Raw genomic sequence first — 22019 nt, forward strand, 5'->3', positions numbered from 1 at the left:
TTACTCGCTGCGCTGCGGATACGAGTTGTCGACCGGTGGGGGTTCGGTGGCCTTGGGGCGCAGCATGGCCGCCACGTCCACCCCGGATGCCTTCAGCGTCTCCAGCACCTTGGCAATGCCCAACGGACTGATACCCAGCAGACCGCCGATCGCATCCTGGGCATCGCCGGCACCGCCGACGATCGACAGCCGCTCGATGTCCGACAGCGGCGCGGCCGCGGCCTGGGTGGCCGCAACCACCGAGGCCAACACGTCGGGGAGCATCAGCATGCGGGCCGCCTCCGCGGTGTAGCTGTTGAGGGCGTTGGCGATCTCCTTCTTACCCTCGGCTTCGGCAAGCAGCTTGGCCTTGGTGCCCTCGGCCTCGGCGACCAGACTCGCTTTGGCGCCGTCGGCCTCGGCCTGGCGCTCCACCCGCAGCGCCTCGGCGGCCGCCTTGCGCGCGTCGGCTTGGGCTTCACCGGCCTGTCGGGCCGCCTCCGCCTGGGCCTGAGCCGCCAGGATCGCGGCCTGGCGCTGCCCCTCGGCACGGGCCACATCGGCCTGCCGCTGCGCCTCGGCGGGGGCGATCACGTCGGCCTGCAGCGCGGCCTGGGCCTGCTCGGCGCGACGCTGCTCCACCTCAATGCGGGCCTGCACCCGGGCGGCCTCGGCCTGCTCGACGGCGATCCCGACGTCCTTCTCGGCGCGAGCGTGCGCCAGCGGACCGGCCTGGTCGGCCTGGGCGTTCTCGGCCTCGGTCTGGGCACGCAGCCGGGCCAGCTCGACGTCGCGCTTCTGATTGGCGGTGGCGATCGCGGTGTCGGCTTCGGCCTGGGCGACCGCCCCCGCCTGACGGGCCTTGGCCGACTGGATCTGGGCGTCCCGCTCGGCTTCGGCGGTACCGACCGTGGCGTCGCGTTTCACCTCGGCGATGCGGCGCTGACCCAGCGATTCGAGATAGCCGTTGCGGTCGGAGATGCCGGCGATCTTGAGGACGTCGACTTCCATGCCGATGCGGGCCAGGTCGGTGCCGGCTTCCTCGACCACGCTGCGGGCCAGCGTGTCGCGGTTGGAGTTGAGATCCTCAACGGTCATCGTCGCGGTGATGCCGCGCAGGCTCCCGGCCAGGATGTCATTGATCTGGCGCTGTAGCTCGTCGAGATTCGACGTCAGAAAGCGCTGCACCGCGGTCTGCACGGCTTCGTCGGCCGAGCCGATCCGGACCAGACCGACTGCCTCCACGTTGACCGGCACCCCGTTGTTGGACAGCGCGTTCTGCAGGTTGATGCTGACGTTGAACGGCTCCAGCGACATGATGTCGACCCGTTCGATACCCGGCATCCGGAACCTGGCCCCGCCACGCACCACCTTCGGCTGGCCGCGCCCGGTGAACACCGCGACCTCGTTCGGCGGGACCTTGATGTAGTTCTGGACGTAGATCATCGGCACCACGACCAGCAACAGCAGTGCTGCGATGGTGCTGATGGTCACGATCAAGACAAGCGACACGATTACTGCCTCTCCGGCTGAGTTACTGAGCGGGTACTGCGACGACGTGCAGGTAATCGGCGTCGACATCGGCGATGTAGACGCGGGTGGCTTTGGCAAGAGTCTGCGGTTCCGGGCTGATCGCCCGGGACCGGACCCGGTTACCGTCGGGGTCGACGAACGCGACTTCGCCCCACCCGCCGGGCGGCACGTCGATCGTCACCGTGCCCAACAGGCCGATGTAGGCCGACCGCCCGTGCTGGGAGTTGGATTCCTGTCGCCGCAGGTAGGGCAGCACAACGCCGTGCAGGATGAAGGCCAGCGTGACTCCAGTGCCGAGCCCCAGCGCACCCGCGGGCAGGGCGCCGAACCCGGCCCAAGTCCCCACCAACCCGCCGGCACCCGTTCCGACCAGGGCGGCGGACATTCCGGTGAGGCTCAGGAACGGCATCCCATCGTGCCCGATATCGGTCAGCAGCAAGGCCGTGAGCAGTGCGATCGCACCGACGGCGAATGCCGCCAGGTACACAACCGTCACCACGCCTCCTGTAGATCGAACGGCGCCACTTCACCGATTGTCAGGGCCATCCTCGCATGCCGCTGTCGCGCATGAACCCGGCGCTTTAGCGAGGCTCGACGGAGGAGAGGCGCAGCTGGGAGCGCCGCATGAACCCGGCGTTTTAGCGAGCCTCGACGGAGGAGAGGCGCAGCTGGGAGCGCCGCATGAACCCGCGTTTTTGGCGTGGGGGCCGGATGCGGGTATCGTAGGTCGACGGTGCGGCGTCCGTCGTCGACTCTTGCGTGCCCAGTCTGAGATTCTTGGGGTTCTACCTGGAATTTCCTGTCACCGGCCCACGTTTTGCAGTCGTAGTCGATGCTGCGCTGTGGCGGGCGCATGCACACGCGACAAGTAAGTCAGACACGGAGGATCGCCGGAGAGTAATGGCCAAAAAAGACGGTGCAATCGAGGTCGAGGGTCGAGTGGTCGAACCCCTGCCCAATGCGATGTTTCGCATTGAGCTGGAGAACGGTCACAAGGTGCTCGCCCACATCAGTGGCAAGATGCGGCAGCACTACATCCGGATCCTGCCCGAAGACCGGGTGGTCGTGGAGTTGTCTCCCTATGACCTGTCCCGGGGACGCATCGTCTACCGGTACAAGTAGCTCCCGACCGCCGTCGAAGTACGTCAACCAGCGATTAGAACAGGACCACAGCAGCCGTGAAGGTGAACCCCAGCGTCAAGCCGATCTGCGACAAGTGCAGGGTGATCCGTCGGCATGGCCGGGTCATGGTGATCTGCTCGGACCCGCGCCACAAGCAGCGCCAGGGCTAGCAGCCGCCGGCCCGGCGCAGCCGGGCACCAGCCACAACTGAATGCAGACCTCCCAGTACCAGTGAGCGGATAGGCCGCTCACACACGCCCGGATCGGAGGCCGGGCCCCGGAGCTTTTAGCCGGGAACGGGCTGGGATCACAACCTCCGTAACGAAGATGAAAGGGGCATGCCCCCATGGCTCGACTTGTGGGCGTCGACCTGCCGCGCGATAAGCGCATGGAGATCGCGCTGACCTACATTTACGGCATCGGCCGTACTCGCGCAGGCGAAATCCTGGCCGCGACCGGTATCGACAAGGACCAGCGCAGCAAGGACCTGACCGACGACCAGCTCACCCAGTTGCGTGACTACATCGAGCGCAACCTGAAGGTTGAGGGCGACCTGCGCCGCGAGGTGCAGGCCGACATCCGTCGCAAGATTGAGATCGGCTGCTACCAGGGTCTGCGGCACCGTCGCGGTCTGCCGGTGCGCGGCCAGCGGACCAAGACCAACGCGCGCACCCGTAAGGGCCCGAAGCGCACCATCGCCGGTAAGAAGAAGGCCAGGTAATCGTCATGCCACCGAAGAAAGCGACCGGCCCCAAGAAGGGTCAGAAGACCCGGCGGCGGGAAAAGAAGAACATCCCGCATGGTGCCGCTCACATCAAGAGCACCTTCAACAACACGATCGTGACGATCACCGACCCGCAGGGCAACGTGATCGCATGGGCGTCGTCGGGCCACGTGGGCTTCAAGGGCTCGCGTAAGTCCACCCCGTTCGCCGCGCAGCTGGCCGCCGAGAACGCGGCCCGCAAGGCGCAGGAGCACGGCGTGAAGAAGGTCGACGTGTTCGTGAAGGGCCCGGGTTCGGGCCGCGAGACCGCGATCCGTTCGCTGCAGGCCGCCGGCCTGGAGGTCGGTGCGATTTCTGACGTCACGCCGCAGCCGCACAACGGCTGCCGTCCGCCCAAGCGGCGCAGGGTATAGCCAGGTCTAGGGAGGATTAGCAAAGATGGCTCGTTACACCGGACCCGCCACCCGCAAGTCCCGCCGGCTGGGCGTTGACCTCGTCGGCGGCGACCAGGCATTCGAAAAGCGGCCCTACCCGCCCGGCCAGCACGGTCGCGCGCGGATCAAGGAAAGCGAATACCGGCTGCAGCTGCAGGAGAAGCAGAAGGCGCGCTTCACCTACGGCGTGATGGAGAAGCAGTTCCGTCGCTACTACGAGGAAGCCGTCCGTCGTGGCGGCAAGACCGGCGAGGAGCTGCTGCGCATCCTGGAGAGCCGGCTGGACAACGTGGTTTACCGCGCCGGTCTGGCCCGCACCCGTCGGATGGCCCGTCAGCTGGTCAGCCACGGCCACTTCACCGTCAACGGTGTGAAGGTCGACGTGCCCAGCTACCAGGTGTCGCAGTACGACATCATCGACGTCAAGGACAAGTCGATCAACACGGTGCCGTTCCAGATCTCCCGTGAGGTCGCCGGCGACCGCCCGATCCCGGGCTGGCTGCAGGTGGTCGGGGAGCGTCAGCGCATCCTGGTCCACCAGCTGCCCGAGCGCGCACAGATCGACGTGCCGCTCACCGAGCAGCTGATCGTCGAGTTCTACTCGAAGTAACACAGCTCGGGGTCCCACCCCGAGTCCCCCAACCGGCATCAAATAGCGGGTGCCAGAAGGAGAAAGAACACCATGCTGATCTCGCAGCGTCCGACCCTGTCCGAAGAGGTCGTGGCCGACAACCGGTCGCAGTTCGTCATCGAACCGCTGGAGCCGGGATTCGGTTACACCCTGGGCAACTCGCTTCGTCGCACCCTGCTGTCGTCGATCCCCGGCGCGGCGGTCACCAGCATCCGCATCGACGGTGTGCTGCACGAGTTCACCACGGTCCCCGGCGTCAAGGAGGATGTCACCGACATCATCTTGAACCTCAAGGGCCTGGTGGTCTCGTCCGAGGAGGACGAGCCGGTCACCATGTACCTGCGCAAGCAGGGCCCGGGTGCGGTCACCGCCGGTGACATCGTGCCGCCGGCCGGCGTGACGGTGCACAACCCCGACATGCACATCGCCACCCTGAACGACAAGGGCAAGCTCGAGGTCGAGCTGATCGTCGAGCGCGGCCGCGGTTACGTCCCGGCCGTGCAGAACAAGGTGTCGGGCGCCGAGATCGGCCGCATCCCGGTCGACTCGATCTACTCGCCGGTGCTCAAGGTGACCTACAAGGTCGAGGCGACCCGTGTCGAGCAGCGCACCGACTTCGACAAGCTGGTGCTGGACGTCGAGACCAAGAACTCCATCACCCCGCGGGACGCGCTGGCCTCGGCCGGTAAGACCCTGGTTGAGCTGTTCGGGCTCGCGCGGGAACTGAACGTGGAGGCCGAGGGCATCGAGATCGGGCCGTCGCCGGCGGAGGCGGACCACATCGCGTCGTTCGCGCTGCCGATCGACGACCTGGACCTGACCGTGCGGTCCTACAACTGCCTCAAGCGTGAGGGTGTGCACACGGTCGGGGAGTTGGTCGCTCGCACCGAGTCCGACCTGCTCGACATCCGCAACTTCGGCCAGAAGTCCATCGACGAGGTCAAGGTCAAGCTGCACCAGCTCGGCCTGTCGCTCAAGGACAGCCCGGCCACCTTCGACCCTTCGCAGGTGGCGGGTTACGACGTTGCCACCGGCACCTGGTCGGCCGACGCCGGATACGACGAGCAGGACTACGCCGAAACCGAGCAGCTTTAATCGAATTCCGTCCCGGCCCTACCTGATACGGGGGCCGGCCCCATTTAGGAGAAGTCGCAATGCCCAAGCCCACCAAGGGCCCCCGCCTCGGCGGATCGTCCTCGCACCAGAAGGCGCTGCTGGCCAACCTGGCCACGTCGCTGTTCACTCACGGCCGGATCAAGACGACCGAGCCGAAGGCGCGGGCATTGCGGCCGTATGCCGAGAAGCTGATCACGCACGCCAAGAAGGGCACGCTGCACAACCGGCGTGAGGTGCTCAAGAAGATCCGTGACAAGGACGTGGTGCACTCGCTGTTCGCCGAGATCGCCCCGCACTTCGCGGACCGCAACGGTGGCTACACCCGCATCATCAAGGTGGAGCCGCGTCAGGGTGACAACGCCCCGATGGCCGTGATCGAGCTGGTTCGGGAGAAGACCGTGACCTCGGAGGCCGACCGCGCTCGCCGCGCCGCGGCCAAGGCGGCCAAGGCTGCCCCCAAGACCGAGAAGGCCGAGAAGCCCGCCAAGGTCGAGGAGAAGGCCGAAGAGCCGGCCGCCGAGGCTGACGCTGTCGAGGCCACTGAAGCTCCCGAGGCTGCCGAAGCCACCGAGGCCACCGAGGGTACCGACGAGTCCTGACGGCAGGGCCGAAGTCGTCCGGCTTCGGCTCGACATCGCCTACGACGGCACGGAATTCGCCGGCTGGGCGGTTCAAGCGGGACAGCGCACGGTCGCCGGGGTTCTCGACGAGGCTCTGACGACCGTGTTCCGCACTCCGGTGCGGTTGTTCGCGGCCGGACGCACCGACACCGGCGTGCACGCCACCGGGCAGGTGGCGCACGTCGATGTTCCGGATTCGGCACTACCACATGCCTATTCGCGGACTCGGCGGGATGGCGAACCGGAATTCCTGGCGCTCACACGGCGATTGGCGCGGTTCCTGCCGACCGATGTGCGGGTGTTGCGGGTACAGCGCACCGTTGCTGACTTCGACGCCCGGTTCTCGGCGCTGCGGCGCCATTACGCCTACCGGTTGTCGACCGCGCCCTACGGGGTGGTGCCCCAGGAGGCTCGCTACGTCACCGCGTGGTCGCGTCCGCTGGATGTCGACGCGATGGCGCAGGCCTCCCGAAACCTGTTGGGGCTGCATGATTTTGCCGCCTTCTGCCGACACCGCGAGGGCGCGACCACCATTCGCGACCTGCAGCGCCTGGACTGGGTCCGCGACGGCGACCTGATCACCGCCCACGTCACCGCCGACGCGTTCTGCTGGTCGATGGTGCGCTCCCTGGTCGGGGCGGTGCTGGCGGTCGGGGAGCACCGGCGCGATGCCGCGTGGTGCGCTGATCTGCTGAATGCCGCCCGTCGGTCCAGCGACTTCACCGCCGCGCCGGCACGCGGGCTGACCCTGGTCGGCGTGGACTACCCGCCGGACGATCAGCTGGGCGCGCGCACCGTCATCACCCGGGACCTGCGTAAGCCGCGCTGATCGTCGCGAGATCGGGCTGACGCAGGTGGCTACTCGCACTTTTCCTGCGAGAGCGGGATTTCGCGGTTGCCAGCGCTACAGCAGGCCGGCGACGAACGAGGCGGCCTGATTGGTCATGCCCGGGGTGTAGCCCGAGTGCGCGGAGAACATGCGCCCGGGGGAGCAGACCGGGTCACCATCGGTGCACAGGTCGATCGTCTTGAACCCGTACACGGGGCTATTGGTCAGCGGTTGCCCGATCTTGTTCGACGGGTTGCCGAACACGGCGATCGCCGCGACGTGGTCGGCGGCCTCGGGCGGCAGCGGTGCGGTGAAACCGAAGCCGGGCACCGGTGCCGCGGCCACGATGTCGATGATCGCCGCGCCCTGCGAGTACCCCCCGAGGACCAGGCGAGTGTTCGGGCAGTTCTCCACCATCCACATGATGTGGCCGCTGGCGTCGTTGGCGCCGTCGGCGGCCCGGCCGAAGTCATAGCTGGCCGGATAGTTCACCGCATAGGCGCCGACCGACCGGGACGTCTGCCCCCGCAGGGCGCCGACCAGCCCGTCGCCCACCCGGCCCAGACCCGGCGGCTCGCTGGTGCCGCGGGCGAACACCACCTCGACGTCCGGGCAACCGTCAGCGGAGGCCGTCGGCATCGACGACGCGTTGGGGACCACCAGCAGCGCTGCGGCAGCGGCGCCGGCCGCCACAATTCGGAGTGCCTTCATGGTGAACGATAGTAGCGAAAATAAGCCTTGACTAGCTAACTAAACCGGGGTGGGCCCGATCACGGCGCCAGGGTCAGCGTCGGCTCCGGGCCCGCGGCCCGCAGCCGTCCGGCGATGAAGTTCGCCGCCTGGCTGGTCAGCGCCGGAATGTAGCCGTCGGTGTGATCGGTCCATTCGTTGCCCGGGCCTTCGTGGCAGATCGGGTCACCCGGGTTGCACAGGTCGAGGGCCTTGGAGCCGAACAGGGCGCTCTGCACGCTGATCGGACCGCCGGTGCGGTCGGCGGGGTTGCCGAACGTGGTCACCGCCACCACCTGATCGGCATACTGGGCGGGCAGCTGGTTGCCCCAGCTGATGCCGCCGACCTGTGTACCGGTGACGATGTCGATGACCGAGGCGCCCTGCGAGTAACCGCCCAGCACCAGCTGGGTGTCCGGGCACACGTCGGCCGCCGCCTTGACCCGCTTGATCACGTCATTGGCGCCGTCGCCGCCACCCAGCTGCAGCCGGCCGGCGGGGTAGTTGACCGCGTACTCGTCGACCTTCTTCGAGGTCTGCTGGCGCAACGAGTCGATCAGGGCCCGGCCGACCCGGCCGACGCCCGGGGGCTCGCTGGTGCCGCGGGCGAAGATGACCTCGACGTCCGGGCAGTCGTAGGCAGACGCCACCGGGGCGACGCTCGGCGCTACGGCCGGGAGCGTCAGCAGTGCGCCTGCCATCAATGTCGCGGAAAAGATGCTGCTCAGCTGAACAAAACGCATACCCGAGATCGTACCGAAGCCTGAGTTCGATACCGACGGGCCTGTGGATGGCCGAGTACGGCCGCACCGGTCTCACGATTAGCGTGTGGCCGATATGGCCGGGCGATCGACGACGCAGCTCCAGCTCAGCGCACACCGCTTCCTGGCCCGCCGGATGGAACGGGCACTGCGGTGCGGGCAGGTCACCGGCGCCACCGTGCCGGGCCGGGGCGCCCTGGGCCTGGGGTGGCTGCTCAGTGTGGTCGCGGCCGCCGGCGCGGTGGTGCTGGCAGCGGTATGGCCGCAGCCGGCCCTCGGCGACGCGCCCATCGTGCTGGACCGCGCGACCGGGGCGCTCTATGTCCGGATCGGCGACACGATGCATCCGGTGTACAACCTCGCTTCGGCTCGGCTGATCACCGGTACGGCCGACCCGCGACCGGTGGACGGCAAGGCGGTCGGCCTGGCCCGGCGCGGGCCGCCGCTGGGCATCCCGGGTGCGCCGAGCGTGCTCGGGGCGACACTGCCGGACGCTGTGACGTGGTCGCTGTGCCAGGACTCCGCGGGCACCACCCTCATCGTCGGAGCCGACCCGCTGCCATCCGCCCGCCTTGACCCGCAGCAGGCGGTGCCGGTCAGCTCCGAGTCCGGGGCACGTTATCTGCTCGTCAACGGACGGCGGGTTGCGGTCGACCCTGCCGGCTCGGTGCTGGACTCCGCCGTGCCGAGACGTGTCTCGGCGTTGCTGCTCAACGCGATCCCCGAAGCCCCGCCGGCCGCGCCGGCCCGTCACAGGGTGGGCTTCAGGGTGGGCTCGGCCCCGGCCACGCTGTGCGCGCACTGGCGAGCCGACGACCCGACAGGGGCCACCCTGTCGAGCGGGGTGCGCCTGCCGGCCGGGGAAACGCCGACAGTGCTGGCCCAGGCAGACGGGCCGGGCCCCGCGCTGGACGGGGTCTACCTGCCCGCGGGGCACAGTGCCTATGTGCGCGCGGCCGACACCTCCGGTCGCGCCGGCGGGGTCGGCTATCTGATCGCCGACAGTGGGGTGCGGTTCACCGTTGACGACGACGATGCCGCGCGCAGGCTGGGGCTGCCTGCGGTGGCCGCCGGCGTGCCGTGGCCGATGCTGGCCGGTTTGCCGGCCGGCCCCCGGCTCAGTCGGGATCAAGCGCTGCTGGGTCGCGACGTGGTTTCCGGCCCGACAGCGCCCGGCCGGTGACGGCCGCCAGGAGCAACGCCAGTAGGGCAGCGGTGCCGGTGATCGCGGTGCGCAGCCCGGCGGGGGAAGCTTCGGCGGTGGGTTCGAGGTCAACCGGGTCAGGGCTCGGCGGAGGTGCGGCCGGCCGGGACGGTTCGCGGGCCATTTCAAAGGTGAGCGCCGCCAACGGGTCCACCACACCGGCGCCGACAACGTCATCGCGCCCGCCCGGTGGGTGGTGCGCGGTGGCCTTGATCCGGTCCATCACCTGCCGCGGCGTCCAATCCGGGAACCGGGAGCGGATCAGCGCCGCCAGGCCACTGACCACCGGCGCGGCGTAACTGGTCCCGCGCAGCGCCGACCCGTCGAGGGTGTCGGCCATCGCATCGCCCACGGTGCTCAACGAGAGCACGGCCTCGCCGGGAGCGGCCACGTCGACCCACGGGCTGGGCAGGGTGAACGCCGAGGCAGCGCCGCGGGCGTCCACCGAGCCGACGGTCAGCACGTAGTCGTCGTACCAGGCCGGAGTGACGATCATGGGTTCCTCAGTGCCGCAGCCCTCGTCGGTGTTGCCCGCCGCCGCGACGACGACGCTGTTCTTGACCTCGACCGCATACGCCAGGGCGGCGCCCAGCGCCCGGTCGTCGAGGCCGGAGCTTGCCGGCCGGCAGGCCACCGCGGAGATGTTGATCACCGACGCGCCCAGGTCGGCCGCGGTGCGCACCGCCTTGGCCAGCGTGTCGACATCGCCGATGCCGGGGGCATTGCCGGGGGTGGCGAACCTGGCGCTGGACGCGCGAATCCCGATCACGGTAGCCAACGGCGCGACTCCGCTGAACTGGTCGGCGGCGGGATCCGGTGCGGCCGCAGCGATTCCGGCGACCAGGGTGCCGTGCCCGTCGCAGTCGCGAGTGCCGTCGCCGGTGGAGACGTAGTCGCCGCCGCCGACCAGGCCGGGCAGCCGCCGGTGCGCCGCAACGCCGGTGTCGATCACCGCGACCCGCTGGCCGGCCCCGCGGCTGAGCGCCCAGGCCGCGGCCAGGTCCAGCCCGTCGAGCTGAGCCGTTGTCCCACCCGGCCCCAGCGAGCCCACCGTGCACACCGCACGCTGCACGGTGGGGTGTGGCGGAGCGGCCGGCGCCGGGGCGGGCAACAGGGCGCGGTCGACGGGCGGCGGTGCGACCGCGTTGGCCGGTGGTGCGCCCGTTGCCGCTGCGATCGTGGCGGCCGCTACCAGCCGAGCGATCCGGGTGCGCGGCACGGGTCAGCCCAGACTCAGTCCGCGGGCCACGCTGTACAAGCCGCACAGCCAGCAGGTCAGCGGCGCCAGCGAGCCGAGCGCCACGGCCTCCGCGACTTCGGCGCCACGCCGGATCAGCGGGGACGCGGCCGGCGCGACGAAGCCGAGACCGATCACTGCCGCGGCCAGCGCCGCGGCCAGCACCGCCGGCCACTGCCTCGCCGTGGTGCTCGCCGCGCCGAGCAGGCCGATGGCCGATGTGGCGGCACCGCCGGCGACCAGCGCCGCGATCTGCACGCCATCGGTGTGCGAGCGGGCTCGCAGTGCTACCGCCATACCGGCCGTCGCCGCGAACGCCGCGCAGACCATGGGGGGCGCCCCGGCAACCGGTGCTCCGGCGACCACCGCGGCGGCACCCAGAGTCACCAGTGCCGCGGCCGCCGCCACCAATCCCGTCAGCAGATCGTGCGCCTGGCCCACCTGCGACGGCACGGAGTCTTCCCGTCCGAACAGCCCGGTGGCCGCGGCCGCCACTCGGCCGGCGACGCGGATCATGCCGACTCCGGCGGCAGCCGCCACGGCTCCCACCCGGGGCAGTGCGATTCCGGTCGCCGTGACGGTCATTCCCGCGACCGCGCCCAGTACCGCCAGCCCGGCCAGGCAGCACAACGTCGTGCGTACCGGTCCGCCACAACCACTGGGCGGGACGGTCAGCAGGGCGACCACCCCTGCCGTCGCGACCGCTAGCAGTGCGTGGGGGGCGCCGGGACCGCCGGGTATTACCACGAAACCGGCCACCCCGGCCAGCCCGGACGCCGTCAACGCGGCACTGAGCCGGCGCGCCGCCGGACTCCAGGGCCGCTCCATCGCCCGGACCGCAGCTGCCACCTGTTCGGCCGGATCGTCGAACCGCACCCGCGGAGCGCGGCATTCGGCGTGGGTCAATACCAGCGTCGAGCCATCGCGGATACCTTGTTGGGAAAGGGTTTTCGTTCCGTCCAGTGCATTTCCGCCCGGCTCGGACAGGCGATAGGGGCGCAGCAAATCCGGGCTGGTCCGGTGCGGCATCAGGTCCAGGACAGCCGCGATCAGGGCCGCCACCGGCACCCCGGACGGTAGCGTCAGATCGGCGTGCGCGGTGTCGGCGTGTACTGCGACCCGGTACAGGCCGGAATCCGGAATCGACACGTCGCGTTCCCCTTTCGGCTTCGTTGGTCGCACGCTACTGACCCGGCGGGCGAGAGGTTTTCGGCTATCCACAGCTGACTTGCCGGTGGAATTGGCGCTGTCTACGGTGTGCCGATGACCGGCCCCGCGCCGACCGTGATCCCGCCCCCGCCGCCATCGCGGGGTGAAATTGCTGTCGCTGCGGCGCCACCACTGCCGGAATCCGAGCCGCGGATGATTCTGACCCGGTTGCTGCCGGCCGTCATGGCGGTGGGGATGCTGGCCGTGACCGCGGTCGCCTACCGCTCGGGAGTCGCGGCCCCACGCAGCCCGGTATTCGCACTGTTCCCGCTGATGATGCTCACGTCGGCGGTGGCGTCCTTATTGGCCGGGCGAAACCGTGGACGTGGCAACGACATCGATGACGACCGCGATAGTTACCTGGCCTATCTCGCCGGGTTGCGTGAGTCCGTGGCCGGCAGTGCTGCGGCCCAGCGCGCATTTGCGCTGTGGTTGCATCCGGAGCCGGATGCGCTCTGGGCGTTGGCCGGCGGGCCCCGAATGTGGGAGCGCGGACCCGGTGACCCCGAGTTCGGCTCGGTGCGGGTGGGGATCGGCCCAGCGGTCCCGGCCCGTCGACTGGTGGCACCACCGCGCGATCCGTCGCGGCGGGTCGATCCGGTCACCGATTCCTCGCTGCGACGTTTCCTGGACGCCTACGCCGCGGTGCCCGACGTACCTGTCGCTCTGACGGTGCTGGGACCGGCCCCGCTGCTGCTGGTCGGCGATACCGAGCGCGCACGCGGACTGCTGCGCGCGCTGCTGTGCCAGCTGGCTGTGCTGCACGCGCCCGATGCGCTGCTGATCGCGGCCGTGGCCGGCCAGCATACGGGTGACTGGGATTGGTTGAAATGGCTTCCGCACCACCAGCATCCGTCGGACACCGATGTCGTCGGACCGCTGCGGCTGAGCTACCCCGATCTGGCTGCCGCCGAAAACAGCCTGGCCGGTCGCAGGGCCGTGGTGGTCAGCGACGACACAGCCGGTCTAAGGGTGGCCGAGTTAGGCGCCCGAGGCGACGCTCGCCGCCTGCACGTGACCGCGACAACGTTGCGTGACTCCGACGGCCACCTTGGTCGGCCGGACTTTCTCGCCCTCGCCGACGCGGTGGTGTGCGCGCAGCGACTGGCCGCGCACCGGGCTGTCGGCTCCGGCGGCGGCCAGTGGGCACACCTGTTGGGCATCGGCGACATCGACCGCTTCGACCCGCCGGCTCGATGGTCCGATGTGTCCGCACAGCGGTTGTGCGTCCCGATCGGCACCGACGCCAGTGGAGACCCGGTGTGGCTGGACATCAACGAAGCCGCCGAGCGAGGCAGCGGGCCGCACGGACTGTGTGTCGGCGCCACCGGCTCGGGCAAGTCGGAGTTCTTGCGCACCCTGGTACTGGGCATGACGACCCAGCATTCACCAGCGGACCTGAACCTGGTGCTGGTCGACTTCAAAGGCGGCGCAACCTTTCTCGGCTTCGAGCAGACCAACCATGTCTGCGCGGTCATCACCAACCTCGGCGAGGAGGCCCCGCTGGTGGAACGGATGTACGACGCGCTGGCCGGCGAGATGCAGCGGCGCCAGCAACAGCTGCGCGACGCTGGGGTGCCGGGCGTCGCCGCATACCGGCAGGCCCGAACCGCGCAGCCGCAGCTACCGCCCCTGCCGGCACTGCTGGTCATCGTCGACGAATTCTCCGAACTGCTCCACCAGCACCCTGATTTCCTCGACCTCTTCGTCGCCATCGGCCGGCTGGGCCGGTCGCTGGGAATGCATCTGCTGCTGGCCAGCCAGCGGCTCGAGGAGGGCAGGCTCCGCGGTCTGGAATCGCACCTGTCCTACCGGGTGTGCCTCAAGACCATGTCGGCCGCCGAATCCCGAATCGTGCTGGGCACCACCGACGCGCACGAACTGCCCACCACCCCAGGAGTCGGGTTCCTGCGAATCGCCGACGGTACGGTGCGGCGATTCCAAACCGCCTACGTCTCCGGGATGTACCGGCCTACCCGGTCGGATCCCGTCGCGGTACGCCCGTTCACCGCTGCGCCGCTCGGTGCCGTCCGGGAAGCGGCCGACTCGGCGGGGCGCACCGTGCTCCAGGCAATGTTGCAGCGATTGTCCGGACACGGTCCCGCGGCGCGACAGATCTGGCTGGCGCCCCTGGGAGATTCGCCGACTCTGGGATCCCTCCTCGCCGCGGACTACGCCGATCTGACGGTTCCGGTCGCAGTCGTCGATCGGCCCTTCGAACAACGCCGGACTACCTTGTCGCTCCGGTTGGACGGCGCCGCCGGACATGTCGCCGTGGTGGGCGCCCCGCAATCGGGCAAGTCGACCGCACTGCACACCCTGATCGCCGCGCTGTGCGCCACTCACGACGCGACCCGGGTCGCGCTCTACTGCTTGGACTTCGGTGGCGGGGAGCTCTCCGCGGTCCGGGCCCTGCCGCACGTCGGGGCGGTCGCCGGCGTTGGGCAACCGGACCTGGTCCGGCGGGTGATCGCCGAGATGGAGGCCATCGTGGCGCGGCGCGAAGCCCAGCGAGCCGGCCGTATCGCGGACGACGCAGGCCCGGCCCCGGACTTCTTCCTGGTGATCGACGGATGGGCTGCGCTGTGCCGGGAATTCGACGTGGAAGCCAGGATTGTCGCGCTGGCCGCCCGCGGCCTGTCGTACGGCGTGCACGTGATGCTTGCCGCGTCGCGGTGGGCCGAGGTGCGGCCCGCGTTGCGGGACCTGATCGGCACGCGCGTCGAGCTGAGGCTGGGGGATCCAGCCGAATCGGAACTGGACCGGCGCCAGGCCCAGCGGGTGCCGCACGGCCGGCCCGGACGCGGCCTGACCCGCGATGGCATGCACATGCTGCTGGCCCGTCCGCACGGCTGGGAACCGAAGCGGCACCCCGATGACGCCGTCGCCCCACCGATCCGGCTGCTACCGGCCATCATCGACCGGACCGAACTGGCCGTCGGCGATCAGCCGGTGCTGGGACTCGACGAACGCGGACTCGATGTCGTCACAGTAGATTTCGGCCGGCAGCCGCACCTGCTGATCCTGGGCGACAGCGAGTGCGGCAAGACCTCGGTGCTGCGAACGCTGTGCCGGGAGCTGGTTCGGACCCACCCCGCCGGGCAGGCTCGACTACTGCTGGTCGACTACCGGCGCGGCCTGCTCGGTGTCGTTCCGCCCGGATACTTGGCCGGCTACGCGATGTCCCGGCCCGCGCTGACCACGCTGCTGCCAGACCTGATCGACCAGCTGTCCGAGCGGATGCCCGGTGCCGACCTCAGCCCGCAACAGCTGCGCGCCGGGTCCTGGTGGTCCGGCCCCCAGCTGTACGTGGTGGTCGATGACCACGACCTGGTGGCCGCCGCCACCGGCAATCCGCTGGCACCACTGCTGGAATACCTGCCGCACGCCGGGGATCTCGGGCTGCACCTGATCGTCGCCTGCCGCGGCGGCGGAGCGGCCCGGTCGATGTACGAACCGATGCTGACCGCGCTGACCGATCTGGGCGCGATGAGGCTGGTGATGAGCGGCTTGGCCGGCAATGCCGCGGACACCGCGTTTAACCCGGTTCGTCCGGCTCCGCTGCCACCCGGGCGCGGCACCCTGATCACCCGAGCCGACGGTGAGCGGCTCGTGCAGGTGGCGTGGGAACCATGAGCCTCGGGCATCGGGCGGTGATCGAGGCCGGTCCCGCAACCATCCGCCGACGGTGTTGTGGCGGTGTCGAATCGGCCGATGCTGCGGCGGCGCTGGAGTGGATCGATGACCCGGTCGGGCTGGTCGACGGGCAACCGGTGGCGGTGCCAGAGCTGCTGCGTGAGGTGCTGACCTGCCCGCTGCCTGTTGAGTCGGTCGAGCTCATCCACCCGTCGTGGTGGCCGGCCCGACGGGTGGACCTGCTCACCACCGCGGCGCGCGGCATAGCCGGTGACGTCATCACCCGGACACGGTCAACGTTGCTGGCCAACGTATTTCAGGCAGCGGCGGTTGTTGAGATCGCCGCCGGCCTGGTGGCCGTCACCGGCGATGGTAGCGCCGACGTGGTCGCCGAGCCGCGCATCGGTGCTCCCGACGAGGTCGCCGACGCGGTGGCGCACCGGGTGCTGGCGACGGCTCGGGACCATCCCGGCGCCGTCGTGATCGACGCACCGGCTGGAGTCGGTGGTGTGGCGGCGCTCGCGACGATGATCGAGCAGCGGCTGCGGCCGCGGCTGCGCGCGACCGTGGTCGATCAGCTGCCGCCGATCCACCGCACGGTCGATGCGCCGGTCGCCGAGCCGGCCCCCGCCAGGCGGCGGCTGCGGCTAGCCCCGGCCGCCCTGGTGGGCGGCGTGGTGGCGCTGGCCGTCCTGATGCGCCACGACGCTCGGCCGCAGACCGCGGACCCCGTGACGTACCTAGTGGAAAACCATGTAGCGGTGCAGGTTCCGGCGGACTGGGCGACACGACGGGTGACCGGCGGGCCAGGATCGGCTCGGGTGGAGGTGGTCTCGCCGAGCGACCCGCAGCTGGTGCTGCACCTCACCCAAGCACCGGCCGCCGGCGATACCCTGACCGCCATCGCAGAGCCGCTACAGCAGGCATTGCAACTCGCCAACGCCGAGATGCCCGGAGTGTTCACCGGTTTCGACCCGGCCGGCTCCAGCGCGGGACGGCCCGCCGTGACCTACCGCGAGATTCGCGACGGTCATCACGTCGACTGGGCCGTCTTGGTGGACCACGCGGTGCGCATCGGCATCGGGTGCCAGAGCGGACCGGGAGACGACGACGCGCTGCGAGCGGTGTGCGAGCAGGCGGTGCGCTCCGCGCACGCCGTCAGCTGAGGGCGGGTGTCACCGGGAACCGGTGCGGGACTTTCGCCACTGGCTGGGCGAGACGCCGTGTGCCTGGCGGAACTGCCTGGTGAAGTAGGCCGCGTCGGGCAGTCCGACTCGCTGGCCGATCTCGGTGATCGGCAGTCGGGTGTCGGTCAGCAGGCGGCGGGCCTCGCGCATGCGGCGTTGGTTGATCCAATCCAGCACCGTACGTCCGGTGCGGCAGCGCACGACGGTCGTCAGGTGCCCCGGTGACACCGAAACCTCGCGTGCTACATCGCGCAGTGACAGCGGCTCGGTATAGCGCTGGTCGATTGTGGCGAATACCTCGGCCAGCAGGGGTTCGTCGCCGTGGCGCAGCCCGGCGACTTTCTCGCCGGCGAGTCGGGTGAGTTTGACCAGCAGCAGGGTCAGAAGCGCTGAGACCGCTTCGCGGTATCCGTCTTGTCGTTGTGCGAGTTCGGCTTCCATCGCATTGAGGATGTTGAAGAACGGCGGACGATCAGCGGCGGGCAGCTCCACCCGCAGCAGGCCGTCTTCGTGTTCATGCAGGAACAGGCACAACAGTGGATGTGATCGCCAGGAGAGCCATGGCGATGCCCCGTCGTCGCCGACCGCAGCCGGATCGAAGAACACCGCGACGCCATCGCGGGTGCTTTCCACTCCGGCCGGGGTAACAGTGGCGCCCATCGCCACGACGTAGACGACTGCGGTCGCCCGGTCGCACCACAGGGCCGGGAAGTTGTGGATCTGACCGTGCTCGCACAGCCGCTTCTGACCGGCCGGAACCACCACCACCGGCAGCATGTGTGGAGTGAGCGGATACTCGTAGACCTTCACGCCGTCGCGCTGACGCACGAGTCGAGCTGAGCGAAGCATGGCGCCGACAATAATCCAAGCCTGCGAAAAAAGCTCCTAAGTTTACGGAAAATCGGTGGATAGCCTTAACGTGTGCTGAACCGAGATCCGCTGGTGTACCTGGATATTGATGTGCAGGACAACCGGGGCCCTGCCAGATTCCTGTGCGCGCCTGAGCTGTACCTGTGTTCACCTCGACCTTTCTGCAGCGCTCCAGCTAGTGCCTGAACCCCTTGTTTGTTGCCAATAACCCATGAGGAGATGTCCCTTGCGCACAATGATCCGTCCCTATGTCAGTGCTGGTGTTGCGATCGTGGGCGCTGGCGTGGTTGCGGCCACTCCGGTGGTGGCGCCGGTACCTCCGATCGGCGCGGTGCGCGATGTGGCCCTGACCGCGTCCAGCGCTTGGGATGAGGTGTTCAACGCTGCCTCGCAGAACCTGACCCAGATCCTCAACAACTACTACCTGGCGCCGGGGATTGCGTTTCAGCAGTTCGCCGCCAACCAGAATGGGTATGCCCAGCAGTTGTTGGATGACCCGACGAATCTGACGTATGTGACGGAGCAGATCCGGCACAACCTCGATGGGTTCTTGACCGGGTACACGTTGAGCAATCCCAGCGAGGAAACCCTCAACATCGTGCTGAGTCACACGTTGGCGGCCGGTGATTCGTCGACGTTTGCGATGGGTTGGTATGACCTGTTCGCTGGGCCGTTGGCGTCGCTGGCGGGGGGGATGTTCCCGGCGGAGATGATTCCGATCATCCACTTTTTGTCGTCGCCGTTGAGCGGGTTGATCATGGGGTCGTTGGGGCCGTGGATTGCGCCGTGGGTGGCGTTGGCCAACAGCATCACCGATCACGACAGTGTCTCTGACACGTTGGCGAATATGTTCGGCGCCTCGCTCAACGGTGCCACTTTGAATCTGGACAGTTTGCTGCCGATCATCAATGAGGCCGCCGGTGACTTCTTGCCGGCTGGTGCCAGCATCGGTCATCTGGATATTGCGTTCGGTGGGTGGTTGACGGCCGGCAATGTGGCCATTGACCCCTACCAGGTGCTCGGTGCCAACGGGGAGGTGGTGGCCGAGACGCCTGCGGTGGGCGGTTCGATTCTTAACAGTGTGGGGTTGACGCTCAACGGTATTCCGGTGCTGGGGGCTCTTGAACTGCACAGCAATGCGGTCGGGCCGATCGCGGCGATGCAGGCGTGGGGCCAGACCATCGGCGCGTTGTTGGGTTCGGGCTGGGACGGCAAGGGTGCGGTGCCGGTGACTCCGCCGCTGGCCGGGACCGACCTGCCGCTGATCAGCGATCTTGATGACGGCGGCGCTGGCGCCGGCGCGGCCACTGACTGGTTCGCCGACCTGGTGGCGGGGCTGGGCCTGTAGTCCCTGTCAGACGGCTATCCCTCAAAAGACCTTCCCAACATGACTTTTCACAACGAGAGGTATTCGCTCATGAGTTACCGCAACCGGATGATCGGTACAGGCAGTGCTGTGGCGGCGTTTCTGGCGTTCGGTATGACGCCGCTGACGCCGGCGCCGGCCGCCCAGGCCGACTTCGAGGATCTGTTCAGCTTCGATTGGCTGGTCCCGGCCGCCAACGTGGATGTCCCCGGGCCGGCCGAAGGCTTCGACTTCGGTGACATGTCCGCTGCGTTCGGCGATTTCAACGTGGCCACGCTGTTCGACCAGCTGTTCTACTCCCCGTTGCACATGGTGACCGAGTTCTGGATCAACAACCCGTTGGGTGAGATGGTCAACGGCGCCATCAACACCATGGCCGGGCAATACCTGATCGGTGATGGTGTTGACGGCACTGCGGAGAACCCCGATGGGGGCCATGGTGGCCTGTGGTTCGGTGACGGCGGCGACGGCTGGAACAGCGACCTGGACGGGGTCGCCGGCGGCAACGGCGGTAACGCGATCGGCTTCGGAAACGGCGGTGCCGGCGGTGACGGTGGAGCCGGTGCCGCGGGTGGCAACGGCGGCATCGGCGGGGTCTGGATGGGCAACGGCGGTGACGGTGGAGCCGGCGGCGCGGCGACGGTGGCGGGCGGCTTCGGCGGTGCCGGCGGTGACGGTGGCGCGGCCATGGCCTGGATGTTCGGCAACGGCGGGGCCGGCGGGGCCGGCGCGGCCGGAATGGACGGCACCCAGAATGCCACCGGAACCGGTATGAGCGGGGGCCAAGGCGGCAACGGCGGCAACGGCGGAGTCAGCGGTTACCTGTTCGGCAACGGCGGCAAGGGCGGCGCCGGCGGCGCGGCCGGCAACGGTGGTAACGGTGCGACCGGTGACGCCGATGGGCTTGCGGGCGGTGTCGGTGGCCGCGGCGGTACGGGTGGCCTCGGCGGTGCCCGCGACTCCTACTTCTTCAACTCCGCGCTGAACGGGCAGGCCGGCCAATCCGGCGACGGCGGGCACGGCGGCAACGGCGGCGCCGGTGGCGAGGCAGCCAAGGACGCCAGCGGCCACTACGTCGGTAACGGCGGTATCGGCGGCGTCGGCGGCGACGGCGGCGCCGGCTACGCCGGCGGTGACGGCGGTAACAGCGGTGACGGCGGCGACGGCATTAACGGCGGCAACGCCGGCGGTTGGGGCGGAAGCGGCGGATACGGCCTGGGCAACGCCGCCACCACTGACGCAGCCACCGGTATCGGCGGTCACGGCGGCAACGGCGGTGTCGGCGGAAACGCCACCGGCGCGGTCGGAGTCACCGGCACCGCCGGCAACGGCGGGTCCGGAGGCCAGGGCGGCTACGGCGGTGGCCTGGAAGGCGGGCGCGGCGGAGACGCCGGCCAGGCCGGCGCCGGCGGTAACGGCGCCACCACCGACAACACCATCAAGACCATCGGCGGCCGCGGCGGCTACGGCGGTGGCGGTGGCAACGGCTACACCACCGGTGCCAGCACCGACGGCGGGGCAGGCGGAACCGGCACCTACAAGGGCGGCGACGGCGGCGGCGGCGGCAACGGCGCCGGCGGCGTCAACGGCGGGGCAGGCGGCAACGGCGCCGACGGCGGGGTCGCCACCGGCTGGAAGGACGCCGACGGCACCATCTGGAGCATCGGCGGCAACGGCGGCTCAGGCGGTGGTGGTGGCCAGACCACCACCAATATGCTCACCGGTGGCACCGGTAGCGGTGGCCAGGGCGGCCAAGGCGGTAACGGTGCCGACGGCGCGACCGGCCCCGGTGTGGTCAGCGTCGGCGGCAACGGTGGCACCGGGGGTAGCGGCGCCGCCGGCAACGGCGCTCCGGGTGGTGCTGGTGGCTCCGGTGGCGACGGCGGCAACGGCACTGCCTCGGGCGGCAACGGTGGCGCCGGCGGCAACGGCAACATGGGCAACGTCGGCAGCGACGGCGGTAACGGCGGTAACGGCGGCAACAGCGGTGGCGTAACCACCCCGACCAACACCCTCGGCATCGGGCCCAGCCACGCTGGCAATGGCGGTAACGGCGGCTACGCGGGCGCCGGCACCGACGGCACCGCCGGCGCGGCCGGTACCGGCGGTAACGGTGGCAACGGCGCCGGCAACGTCAACGGCGGCAATGGCGGCGATGGCGGCAAGGGCGCCAACGGTGTGAACGGCGCCGAAGGTTCGACCGGCAACAACCCGCTCACCGGCGCCCCCGGCAAGACGGCCGGCGGCAACGGCGGCAACGGCACTAATGCCGCGGTCGGTGGCAAGGGCGGCAACGGCGGCAACTCGGAGAACGGTGTCGGCGGCAACGCCGGCAACGGCGGCGCGGGCGGCAAGGGCGGTGGCGGTGGCGGTGGCGGCGCCGGCGGCGTCAACCCCGACACCGGCGCCGGCCTGGCCGGCGGCAATGGCGGTGACGGCGGCAACGGCGCGGCCGGTGGCGCGGCGGGCACTGCCGGGCAGGGCGGAGCCGGTAACGGCGCTGCGGGTTCGGCGGGCGCAGGCGGTGCCGGCGGTGCCGCCGGAGCCGGTGGCGCCGGTGGTGCCGGAGACCCCGTCGGACCCAATGGTTCCGACGGCAGCCCGGGCAACCCCGGCTAGCCGGTACCCCCTCCACACGGTCGCCGGGTCCCTATATCGGGCCCGGCGACCGTGCCATTTGTGGCTGTCCCCTCTACCGCGAGGGAGCGTAGTAAGAGAGCTATGGCGCGTGTCGTTGAAAGTCTGGATGTAGAAGACGTCCTCCTGCTGTCGTTGACGGGCTTGGTGTCCCAAAACAGCGAGGAGGACGTCGTGGTTCAGGGTAGTGGATTG

Annotated in this window: 20 protein-coding genes; 13 read left to right on the forward strand and 7 right to left on the reverse strand. The window is 69.5% G+C overall.

From position 1 onward, the window contains the following. Together ABW16_RS19215 and ABW16_RS19220 are read right to left on the reverse strand one after the other, a co-directional pair. Positions 1–1491: a flotillin family protein gene (locus ABW16_RS19215; RefSeq protein WP_047320787.1), complete on the reverse strand. Its 1491-nt coding sequence runs from the start codon at positions 1489–1491 to the stop codon at positions 1–3. Between the two features lie 22 nt (positions 1492–1513). Beyond that, positions 1514–2008 (reverse strand): NfeD family protein, encoded by a 495-nt coding sequence (locus ABW16_RS19220; RefSeq protein ID WP_047320813.1) that lies wholly within the window; start codon positions 2006–2008, stop codon positions 1514–1516. Between the two features lie 404 nt (positions 2009–2412). On the opposite strand from ABW16_RS19220, the gene infA reads away from it, so the two are divergent. From infA to truA, 8 genes are all read left to right on the forward strand, one after another. Then, positions 2413–2634 carry a translation initiation factor IF-1 gene (infA, locus tag ABW16_RS19225; protein ID WP_003418601.1) on the forward strand — a complete coding sequence of 74 codons (222 nt, stop codon included), beginning with the start codon at positions 2413–2415 and terminating at the stop codon, positions 2632–2634. 56 nt (positions 2635–2690) lie between these two features. Then, a complete protein-coding gene (gene rpmJ / locus ABW16_RS24905; protein ID WP_003879483.1) occupies positions 2691–2804 on the forward strand; it encodes a 50S ribosomal protein L36 in 114 nt (37 codons plus the stop codon). Positions 2805–2980: 176 nt separating this feature from the next. After that, positions 2981–3355, forward strand: coding sequence for a 30S ribosomal protein S13 (rpsM, locus tag ABW16_RS19230; RefSeq protein WP_046318640.1), 375 nt, complete (start codon positions 2981–2983; stop codon positions 3353–3355). Between the two features lie 5 nt (positions 3356–3360). Beyond that, the gene (rpsK, locus tag ABW16_RS19235) at positions 3361–3771 is read left to right on the forward strand and encodes a 30S ribosomal protein S11 (RefSeq protein ID WP_046189661.1); all 411 of its coding nucleotides are present in this window, start codon (positions 3361–3363) and stop codon (positions 3769–3771) included. A gap of 25 nt (positions 3772–3796) precedes the next feature. After that, positions 3797–4402, forward strand: coding sequence for a 30S ribosomal protein S4 (gene rpsD / locus ABW16_RS19240; RefSeq protein ID WP_046284771.1), 606 nt, complete (start codon positions 3797–3799; stop codon positions 4400–4402). A gap of 72 nt (positions 4403–4474) precedes the next feature. Continuing rightward, the gene (locus tag ABW16_RS19245; protein ID WP_047320788.1) at positions 4475–5518 is read left to right on the forward strand and encodes a DNA-directed RNA polymerase subunit alpha; all 1044 of its coding nucleotides are present in this window, start codon (positions 4475–4477) and stop codon (positions 5516–5518) included. A gap of 59 nt (positions 5519–5577) precedes the next feature. Next, positions 5578–6138, forward strand: a complete 561-nt coding sequence (gene rplQ, locus ABW16_RS19250; RefSeq protein WP_047320789.1) for a 50S ribosomal protein L17 — start codon at positions 5578–5580, stop codon at positions 6136–6138. Next, positions 6095–6988 carry a tRNA pseudouridine(38-40) synthase TruA gene (truA, locus tag ABW16_RS19255; protein WP_412178218.1) on the forward strand — a complete coding sequence of 298 codons (894 nt, stop codon included), beginning with the start codon at positions 6095–6097 and terminating at the stop codon, positions 6986–6988. Before rplQ ends, truA begins: the two co-directional genes overlap by 44 nt. 75 nt (positions 6989–7063) lie before the next feature. Here the strand turns inward: truA and ABW16_RS19260 are convergent, their stop codons facing one another. Together ABW16_RS19260 and ABW16_RS19265 are read right to left on the reverse strand one after the other, a co-directional pair. After that, the gene (locus tag ABW16_RS19260) at positions 7064–7699 is read right to left on the reverse strand and encodes a cutinase family protein (protein ID WP_047320791.1); all 636 of its coding nucleotides are present in this window, start codon (positions 7697–7699) and stop codon (positions 7064–7066) included. 59 nt (positions 7700–7758) lie between these two features. Next, positions 7759–8460 (reverse strand): cutinase family protein, encoded by a 702-nt coding sequence (locus tag ABW16_RS19265; protein WP_047320792.1) that lies wholly within the window; start codon positions 8458–8460, stop codon positions 7759–7761. A 94-nt stretch (positions 8461–8554) separates the two neighbouring features. Between ABW16_RS19265 and eccB the strand changes: the two genes are divergently transcribed. Then, positions 8555–9661, forward strand: coding sequence for a type VII secretion protein EccB (gene eccB / locus ABW16_RS19270; RefSeq protein WP_047320793.1), 1107 nt, complete (start codon positions 8555–8557; stop codon positions 9659–9661). Here eccB and mycP read toward each other — a convergent pair. Both mycP and ABW16_RS19280 read right to left on the reverse strand, forming a co-directional pair. Then, a complete protein-coding gene (gene mycP, locus ABW16_RS19275; RefSeq protein WP_047320794.1) occupies positions 9597–10901 on the reverse strand; it encodes a type VII secretion-associated serine protease mycosin in 1305 nt (434 codons plus the stop codon). The two genes, eccB and mycP, sit on opposite strands and share 65 nt — an antisense overlap. Positions 10902–10904: 3 nt before the next feature. After that, positions 10905–12068 (reverse strand): EsaB/YukD family protein, encoded by a 1164-nt coding sequence (locus ABW16_RS19280; RefSeq protein ID WP_047320795.1) that lies wholly within the window; start codon positions 12066–12068, stop codon positions 10905–10907. A 114-nt stretch (positions 12069–12182) separates the two neighbouring features. Between ABW16_RS19280 and eccCb the strand changes: the two genes are divergently transcribed. Both eccCb and ABW16_RS19290 read left to right on the forward strand, forming a co-directional pair. After that, entirely contained in the window at positions 12183–15764 is a 3582-nt protein-coding gene (gene eccCb, locus ABW16_RS19285) for a type VII secretion protein EccCb (protein WP_052957006.1), read from the forward strand. Continuing rightward, positions 15761–16930, forward strand: coding sequence for a type VII secretion-associated protein (locus ABW16_RS19290; protein ID WP_047320796.1), 1170 nt, complete (start codon positions 15761–15763; stop codon positions 16928–16930). The genes eccCb and ABW16_RS19290 overlap by 4 nt, the downstream gene beginning before the upstream one ends. Before the next feature lie 9 nt (positions 16931–16939). On the opposite strand, the gene ABW16_RS19295 is transcribed toward ABW16_RS19290, so the two are convergent. Continuing rightward, the gene (locus ABW16_RS19295) at positions 16940–17800 is read right to left on the reverse strand and encodes a helix-turn-helix transcriptional regulator (RefSeq protein WP_047320797.1); all 861 of its coding nucleotides are present in this window, start codon (positions 17798–17800) and stop codon (positions 16940–16942) included. Positions 17801–18056: 256 nt separating this feature from the next. Here ABW16_RS19295 and gjpA point away from each other — a divergent pair, with 256 nt between their 5' ends. Further along, positions 18057–19169 carry an outer membrane porin GjpA gene (gene gjpA, locus ABW16_RS19300; RefSeq protein ID WP_233424814.1) on the forward strand — a complete coding sequence of 371 codons (1113 nt, stop codon included), beginning with the start codon at positions 18057–18059 and terminating at the stop codon, positions 19167–19169. A 69-nt stretch (positions 19170–19238) separates the two neighbouring features. Beyond that, entirely contained in the window at positions 19239–21806 is a 2568-nt protein-coding gene (locus tag ABW16_RS28040; RefSeq protein WP_052957007.1) for a PGRS repeat-containing protein, read from the forward strand. The last annotated feature ends 213 nt before the right edge of the window (positions 21807–22019 follow it).

The organism is Mycolicibacter heraklionensis (assembly GCF_001021505.1).
GTDB classification, from domain to species: domain Bacteria; phylum Actinomycetota; class Actinomycetes; order Mycobacteriales; family Mycobacteriaceae; genus Mycobacterium; species Mycobacterium heraklionense.

What these genes read in the sequence shown, in the direction of transcription:
- infA (WP_003418601.1), top strand. Translation starts at nt 2,413, where the DNA reads ATGGCCAAAAAAGACGGTGCAATCGAGGTCGAGGGTCGAGTGGTCGAA.
- rpsM (WP_046318640.1), top strand. Translation starts at nt 2,981, where the DNA reads ATGGCTCGACTTGTGGGCGTCGACCTGCCGCGCGATAAGCGCATGGAG.
- rpsK (WP_046189661.1), top strand. Translation starts at nt 3,361, where the DNA reads ATGCCACCGAAGAAAGCGACCGGCCCCAAGAAGGGTCAGAAGACCCGG.
- rpsD (WP_046284771.1), top strand. Translation starts at nt 3,797, where the DNA reads ATGGCTCGTTACACCGGACCCGCCACCCGCAAGTCCCGCCGGCTGGGC.
- ABW16_RS19245 (WP_047320788.1), top strand. Translation starts at nt 4,475, where the DNA reads ATGCTGATCTCGCAGCGTCCGACCCTGTCCGAAGAGGTCGTGGCCGAC.
- rplQ (WP_047320789.1), top strand. Translation starts at nt 5,578, where the DNA reads ATGCCCAAGCCCACCAAGGGCCCCCGCCTCGGCGGATCGTCCTCGCAC.
- ABW16_RS19260 (WP_047320791.1), bottom strand. Translation starts at nt 7,699, where the DNA reads ATGAAGGCACTCCGAATTGTGGCGGCCGGCGCCGCTGCCGCAGCGCTG.
- ABW16_RS19265 (WP_047320792.1), bottom strand. Translation starts at nt 8,460, where the DNA reads ATGCGTTTTGTTCAGCTGAGCAGCATCTTTTCCGCGACATTGATGGCA.
- eccB (WP_047320793.1), top strand. Translation starts at nt 8,555, where the DNA reads ATGGCCGGGCGATCGACGACGCAGCTCCAGCTCAGCGCACACCGCTTC.
- eccCb (WP_052957006.1), top strand. Translation starts at nt 12,183, where the DNA reads ATGACCGGCCCCGCGCCGACCGTGATCCCGCCCCCGCCGCCATCGCGG.
- ABW16_RS19290 (WP_047320796.1), top strand. Translation starts at nt 15,761, where the DNA reads ATGAGCCTCGGGCATCGGGCGGTGATCGAGGCCGGTCCCGCAACCATC.
- ABW16_RS19295 (WP_047320797.1), bottom strand. Translation starts at nt 17,800, where the DNA reads ATGCTTCGCTCAGCTCGACTCGTGCGTCAGCGCGACGGCGTGAAGGTC.
- gjpA (WP_233424814.1), top strand. Translation starts at nt 18,057, where the DNA reads ATGATCCGTCCCTATGTCAGTGCTGGTGTTGCGATCGTGGGCGCTGGC.
- ABW16_RS28040 (WP_052957007.1), top strand. Translation starts at nt 19,239, where the DNA reads ATGAGTTACCGCAACCGGATGATCGGTACAGGCAGTGCTGTGGCGGCG.